Origin of the sequence: Kribbella sp. (assembly GCF_035655035.1) — a bacterium.
In the GTDB taxonomy this organism is placed as follows: domain Bacteria; phylum Actinomycetota; class Actinomycetes; order Propionibacteriales; family Kribbellaceae; genus Kribbella.
The window spans coordinates 1-6,362 of record NZ_DASRVN010000675.1; the positions used below are offsets into that span (position 1 = coordinate 1).

Sequence of the window (6,362 nt, forward strand, 5' to 3'; positions counted from 1 at the left end):
GCCCATGACCAGGCCCATCCAGGCCGCGGTCGGCGTCATCCGCTTCCAGAACATGCCCAGGATGAACGTGGCGAACAGCGGGGCATTGAAGAATCCGAACAGGGTCTGCAGGTAGGCCATGATGTTCGAGAAGCTCGCGGCCAGCGAGGCCGTGAAGATCGCGATCACCGTCGCGGCGACCGTGGCGTACCGTCCGATGCGCAGGTAGAACCCGTCCTCGCGGCCCTTCACGAGGTAGTCGGCCACCAGGTCGTAGCTGAAGACCGTGTTGAAGGCCGAGATGTTGGCCGCCATACCCGCCATGAACGCGGCCAGCAGGCCGGTGATCGCCAGGCCCAGCAGCCCGTTCGGCAGGACCTCGCGCATCAGGTAGAGCAGCGAGTCGTTGTAGGTGACCCCCGAGCCCGAGGACCCGCCCGGGACCGTCTCGCCGGCCTTGGTCCGGGCCACCTCCGAGACCAGGACGGCGGCGATCATGCCGGGCAGGATCGTGATGAACGGGACGAACATCTTCGGGAAGGCACCGATGACCGGCGTCTTGCGGGCCGAGGAGATCGAGTCGGATGCCATCGCCCGCTGGACCTCGACGAAGTTCGTGGTCCAGTAGCCGAACGAGAGCACGAAGCCGAGCCCGAACACGATGCCGACCACCGACCAGAACGGGGAGTCGAAGCCCGACAGCGCCTGGCCCGGCCACGAGTGCAGCTGCTGGTCGATGCTCGCGCCGCCCTCCTCGGCCGCGAGCTTGCTGGTCAGGCCGTCCCAGCCGCCGACCCGGTACAGGCCGATCAGGGTCAGGGGCGTCAGCGACGCGACGATCACGAAGAACTGCAGCACCTCGTTGTAGATCGCCGCGGACAGACCGCCGAGCGTGATGTAGCTGAGCACGATCGCGGCGGCGACGATCACCGACACCCAGATCGGCCAGCCGAGCAGGACGTTCACGATGGTGGCCAGGAGGAACAGGTTCACGCCCGCGATCAGTACCTGCGCCAGGGCGAAGCTGATCGCGTTCACCAGGTGCGCGGGCTTCCCGAACCGGCGGAGCATGAACTCCGGCACGCTGCGGACCTTCGAACCGTAGTAGAACGGCATCATCACGACGCCGAGGAACAGCATCGCCGGGACCGCGCCGATCCAGAAGTAGTGCACGGTCGGCATGCCGTACTGCGCGCCGTTGGCGGACATCCCCATGATCTCGATCGCGCCGAGGTTGGCCGAGATGAACGCCAGCCCGGTGACCCAGGCGGGCAGTGAACGGCCGGACAGGAAGAAGTCCAGGCTGCTCGAGACCGCGCGTCTGGCCAGGTAGCCGATGCCGAGCACGAAGACGAAGTACAGGGCGATGATGACGTAGTCGATCGCCGTGGCGTCCAGTCTGAGGATGGATTGTTGCGGAAGCATCGGCCCTCCGGATCGGCTGCTGTGACGGATCGTGTTGTTACCGATCAGGAACGTTACTCCTACTTTCAATCAAGCGCGGGGCGACCCGGCGCCGTCTCCACCCGGATCTCCACCTTGGGTTGGTCGCTGTAATGACCAGGCAGACCTACGTTCTGTGACATGAGCCTCGGAACGTTGCCCAACGCACTCGTCGTGATCGCCGTCCTGATCGCCGTCATCGCCCGCCGGGTGGCGTGGTCAGAGCTGAAGAACTCCAACACCGACGTCTGGCGCGGGCCGGTCGTCCTGATGGGTGTCGGGGTCTACCAGCTGTACAACCAGCACGTGCCGCTGGGAGTCACCGGCGTCACGCTGCTGGTGATCGGCGCCGCGGTCGCGCTGGTGGCCGGCGTCGCGAGCGGCCGGGTCGCCCAGGTGCAGCGACGCGCCGGGAGGGTGTTCTACCGGCTCGGTCTGCCCGGACTCGGCATCATGGTGGCCTACCTGGTCGTCCGGCTCGGCCTGGCGGGCATTGGGCACCTGGCCGGCGTGCCAACCGCCGGTGGCGGTGCCCTGATGGTCTCGCTGGGCGCGAACCTGCTGACCCAGTCGCTGATCATCCAGGGCAAGGCAGGCCACGCAGAGGAGTACACCAGCGAGGAGTACAGCAACCAGTGAAGCTGAAGGCGCTGCTGCCGCCCCGTCCGCACGGTGAGGCCGGCTGGGTCGGCCGCGTGCTCACAGCGGGCGTAGCGGTCGCCGTGCTGGTAACGGCACGCCCTGCGGACAGCTGGGTCTGGGTCGTCCTCGGTGTGACCTTCGGCCTCTTCCTGGTCGGCTCGGTGCTGATGGCCACCCGGCCGTACGTCGCGTTCGCGCTGCTGACGGTCGTCGGCGTCGCCAACGCGGTGATCGCGGGCTACCCACGGTCGAACGCATTGGTACTGGTCCTGGTCTCGATCACCGACATCGCCGTGATCGACTTCCGGCGGCACGGCAACCGCCCGATCATTGCCGCAGGCATCGGTATCGCGGCCGGCTACGCGGTGTCGGCATGGGTGTTCGACCAGTCGGACAGCTGGTACTTCACGCAGCTGCTGTGGGCAGCGGTACTGACCGCCTTCGGGCTGAACCGGCGCCAGTACGAGGCGCAGGCACGGCAGACCGAACAGCTGCTGGAGCAGACCCAGCTGGCGCAGAGCGAGCACACGCGCGCTGCGGCGCTGGAGGAGCGTGGACGGATCGCCCGGGACCTGCACGACGTACTGGCGCATTCGCTGGGCGCGCTGAGCGTTCAGTTGGAGGTGGCCGAGGCGTTGCTGGCGGAGCGGTCCGACACGGCCGGCGCGCTCGAGCGGGTACGGCGTTCGCGCAAGCTCGCCGTACAGGGGCTGACCGAGGCCCGTAATGCGGTGGCGGCGTTGCGGGCGGATCAGGTGCCGGAGCTGCCGGCGGCGTTGGCTGCGCTTGCCGAGCAGCACGAGAAGGACCACGGTACGCCGGTCCGGCTGACTGTGACCGGGCACGAGCGGCTCGAGTCGGGCGTCACAGTCGCGCTGCTCGGCGCGGTCCGTGAGGCGCTGACGAACGCGGCGAGACATGCGCCTGGTCGGATTGTTGACATTCGGCTTGTCTACGACGACGGCGTCCGGGTGTCGGTACGGAACAACGGCGTCACCAACGGGGAGGGGTTCGGGCTGGCGGGCATGCGGGAGCGGCTGGCGCTGGTGGGCGGGACGTTGACAGCAGGTGCGGACGGCGAGGACTGGTTGGTGGTGGCGGAGGTTGTCTGACGTGATCCGGGTTGTGGTGGCCGACGACCAGCAGGTCGTCCGGGAAGGACTGGTCGCGTTGCTCGGGCTGATCGACGGCGTCCAGGTCGCGGGCGCCGCCGCGAACGGCGTCGAGGCCGTCGACCTGGTTGCCCAGGGCAACGTCGACGTGGTGCTGATGGACCTCCGGATGCCGGTGCTGGACGGTACCCAGGCGACCGCGCGGATCACCGCGGACCACCCGGGCGTCGCGGTGCTGGTGCTGACGACGTACGCCGACGACGCGTCGATCGGGAACGCGCTCCGGGCCGGCGCCCGCGGCTACCTGACCAAGGACGCCGGCCGGGCCGAGATCGGCGCCGCGTTGCGCTCGACCGCGGCCGGGCAGTCGACGTTCGACCCCGAGGTCTCCAAGCGCCTGATCGCCGGGCTGGCACCGGCCGGCGATCCCGGCAACGACGGACTCACCGCCCGCGAGACCGAGGTACTGCGGCTGATCGCGCGCGGACTCAGCAACCCGGAGATCGCCGGGCAGCTGTTCATCAGCGAGGCGACCGTGAAGACCCACATCAACAACACGTTCGCCAAGATCGGCGCCCGGCACCGCGCGGAGGCGGTCCGCTACGCCTACCGCAAGGGGATCGTGTCAGAGGCGTAGCTCGGCGACGACCGGGCGGTGGTCGCTACCGGTGGGGCCCATCACCCAGGCCTTGGTCGGGGTGATGCCGCGGACCAGGATGTGGTCGATCCGCGCCATCGGGAACGCCGACGGCCAGGTGAAGCCGAACCCGGTCCCGGCCGCGCCCTGCGCCGACCGCAGCCCGACGGTCAGCGGCGCGAGACTGCGGTCGTTGACCGTACCGTTGAAGTCGCCCATCACGATCACGCCCTTGGACTTGTCCGCCGCGATCTGGGTGCCGAGCGCCTTGATCGTGTTGTTGCGCTGGTCGGACGTGAACCCGCTGGTCCCGACCCGCACCGAGGCCAGGTGCGCGACGTACACCGCGACCGTCCCCTTCGGCGTCCGGACCTCGGCGCGCAACGCCCGCGTCCACGAGAACCCGACGTCCACGGACTTCGTCTCGACGACCGGAAACTTCGACCAGAGCGCGACCGTGTCCCGCGTCACCTCGTACGGGTAGGTCTTGGCGAACGACGCCTTGTAGATCTTGAGGTGCGCCGGGGTGAGCTCCTCCAGCGCGACCACGTCCGCGTCCGCGCCGAGCAGGTCCTTCGCGGTCTGTCCCGGATCCGGGTTCGCCGCGTCGACGTTGTGGGTCAGCACCCGCAGGTCGTACGCGCCCCCGCTCACCTTTCCCGGCAGCAACAGGTGGCCGAACATCAGCGCCCAGACCGCGGCCGGCAGCAGTAGCGCGACACCGGCGGTTGCGGAACGGCGTACCAGCGCCGCCACGCCCAGCACCGGTACCGCCGCGCCGACCCAGGGCAGGAACGTGTCGAGCAGGCTGCCGAGGTTGCCGATCGAGTTCGGCACGCTGCGGTGGAGGATCAGCACCAGCCCGGCGAGGATCGCCAGTACCGCGATCACCCAGCCGCGGCGCCACGTGCCACCGGTCTTCTTCCGGCGGCGCGCTGTGGTGCGCGTCGGCGGTCGCGAACGGGTGGCGACGGCGGTCTGGCGGTCCGGCATGCATGCGATTGTTGCGGACGGCCGGGCCGGACCAAAGCCCCTGCCCGGTCAGGTACGGCATTTCATCCGTACGGACGAGCGGCCGGGCGCCGGAATGATGAGGAATCCGTGAGAGGTCTGGTGCCTTCGGGTGACCTCACCCACAATGCCGGTATGCCGATCAGCGAGCCGTTCGTGGTCAAGCGTCGCGGCCTGGGTACGACGAAAACCGCGCTCGCGCTCGGCACCGCGGTTTTCGGCGCGCTGGTACTGCTGACCCTCGGGATCGTAGGAGTGCAGACAATCCGCGGAGCCTCCGTCCGTGGACCGCTGGAGGCGGTCTGGCTGAGCTGGGGCGGTACGCCGCTGATCTTCGCCGTCGGCCTGCCTGTACTGCTGCTGGTCGGCGCGATCACCGCGCTCGAGGAACGCCGCGAGCAGGACACCGACGACGTATTGTTGACAGTCGACAATCAGGGGATCTACCTCGGCGGCGAGCATCCGCGGACGATCCCGTGGGGCGAGGTCCGCGGCGTCTGCCGGGTGGAACGCCACGACACCGAGGAGACCTGGGAGCCCCGGCTGGTGGTGATGCTCGTCGACGAGGACGCGCTCCCCCGCAGTACGAAGGCCTGGGGCCCGTCCTGCCCCTGGCCCGGCACCCACGAGATCCTCGGCCGCACCCTCCCGTACGACGACCTCGCGACGGCGGTCGCCCAACGCGCCCCCCACGTCCCCGTCACCAACCGCGGCCGCGTGGAGGACTGATCCATGAAACCCTTTGCGGTACAGGCAGGCGAGGGGGCGAAACACCCGACCCTGACCACCGGCTGGGGCCTGGTCAAGGCCGACACCGCCCGGACCAACGGCTCTCTGACGGCGATGGAATTCGTCGTCCCTCCGTACGAAGGTCCGCCCGCGCACACCCACGTTCGCGAGGACGAGGTCTGGTACGTGCTGGACGGCGACTTCCGGTTCAAGGCCGGCGAGACCATGCTGCGAGCGACGACCGGCGGCCTGGCCTTCGGGCCTCGAGGGGTCCCGCACGCCTTCCAGAACATCGGCGACACCACCGGCCGGCTGCTGGTGATCACCACCCCGTCCGGGCTCGAGCGCTTCTTCGAGGAGTCCGGCAAGCTGTCCCGCCCGATCGACCCGGAAGAACTCGCGGCCGTCGGGCATGCCTGCTGGATCGAGTTCGCCGGACCGCCGCTCGACGTCTCGGACCCGCTGCCGCGTTAACGTCGGGACATGGCAGCTCCCGACATCAACAGCCCGGAAGAGCAGGTGCGGTACCAGCGTGGCCTCGAGGTCCTGTCCACGATCGACGGCGGCGGCGCGCCCGCGGTGATGGACAGCCTCGGCGACATCGCACCGGCGCTCGCGCACCACATCGTCGCGTTCGGGTTCGGCGACCTCTACTCCCGCCCGGCCCTCGAGCCGAAGCAGCGCCAACTCGTCACGCTGGGCATCCTGGCGAGCCTCGGCGGCTGCGAACCCGAACTCGAGGTCCACATCAAGACGTCCCTCAACGTCGGCCTGACCCCGGCCGAGATCGTCGAAACCTTCATCCACAC

8 protein-coding genes are annotated in these 6,362 nt (G+C 69.0%); 6 read left to right on the top strand and 2 right to left on the bottom strand.

From position 1 onward, the window contains the following. Positions 1 to 1,404: sodium:solute symporter family protein (locus VFF46_RS35335; RefSeq protein ID WP_325041608.1), on the bottom strand; the 1,404-nt coding region annotated here is incomplete at its 3' end. Positions 1,405 to 1,563: 159 nt separating this feature from the next. Between VFF46_RS35335 and VFF46_RS35340 the strand changes: the two genes are divergently transcribed. Genes VFF46_RS35340 through VFF46_RS35350 form a run of 3 tightly spaced genes read left to right on the top strand, consistent with a single transcriptional unit; the run spans position 1,564 to position 3,813 of the window. Further along, the gene (locus tag VFF46_RS35340) at positions 1,564 to 2,061 is read left to right on the top strand and encodes a hypothetical protein (protein WP_325041609.1); all 498 of its coding nucleotides are present in this window, start codon (positions 1,564 to 1,566) and stop codon (positions 2,059 to 2,061) included. After that, positions 2,058 to 3,176, top strand: a complete 1,119-nt coding sequence (locus VFF46_RS35345) for a sensor histidine kinase (RefSeq protein ID WP_325041610.1) — start codon at positions 2,058 to 2,060, stop codon at positions 3,174 to 3,176. Before VFF46_RS35340 ends, VFF46_RS35345 begins: the two co-directional genes overlap by 4 nt. Position 3,177: 1 nt before the next feature. Continuing rightward, positions 3,178 to 3,813, top strand: a complete 636-nt coding sequence (locus VFF46_RS35350; RefSeq protein WP_325041611.1) for a response regulator transcription factor — start codon at positions 3,178 to 3,180, stop codon at positions 3,811 to 3,813. On the opposite strand, the gene VFF46_RS35355 is transcribed toward VFF46_RS35350, so the two are convergent. Beyond that, a complete protein-coding gene (locus tag VFF46_RS35355) occupies positions 3,802 to 4,806 on the bottom strand; it encodes an endonuclease/exonuclease/phosphatase family protein (protein ID WP_325041612.1) in 1,005 nt (334 codons plus the stop codon). The genes VFF46_RS35350 and VFF46_RS35355 overlap by 12 nt on opposite strands. A 153-nt stretch (positions 4,807 to 4,959) precedes the next feature. Between VFF46_RS35355 and VFF46_RS35360 the strand changes: the two genes are divergently transcribed. The 3 genes from VFF46_RS35360 to VFF46_RS35370 all read left to right on the top strand — a co-directional run. Further along, positions 4,960 to 5,553: a hypothetical protein gene (locus VFF46_RS35360; RefSeq protein WP_325041613.1), complete on the top strand. Its 594-nt coding sequence runs from the start codon at positions 4,960 to 4,962 to the stop codon at positions 5,551 to 5,553. Between the two features lie 3 nt (positions 5,554 to 5,556). Further along, positions 5,557 to 6,027, top strand: a complete 471-nt coding sequence (locus VFF46_RS35365; RefSeq protein ID WP_325041614.1) for a cupin domain-containing protein — start codon at positions 5,557 to 5,559, stop codon at positions 6,025 to 6,027. 9 nt (positions 6,028 to 6,036) lie between these two features. Then, positions 6,037 to 6,362, top strand: a 326-nt coding sequence (locus tag VFF46_RS35370; RefSeq protein ID WP_325041615.1) for a carboxymuconolactone decarboxylase family protein, incomplete at its 3' end; no start/stop codon positions are given.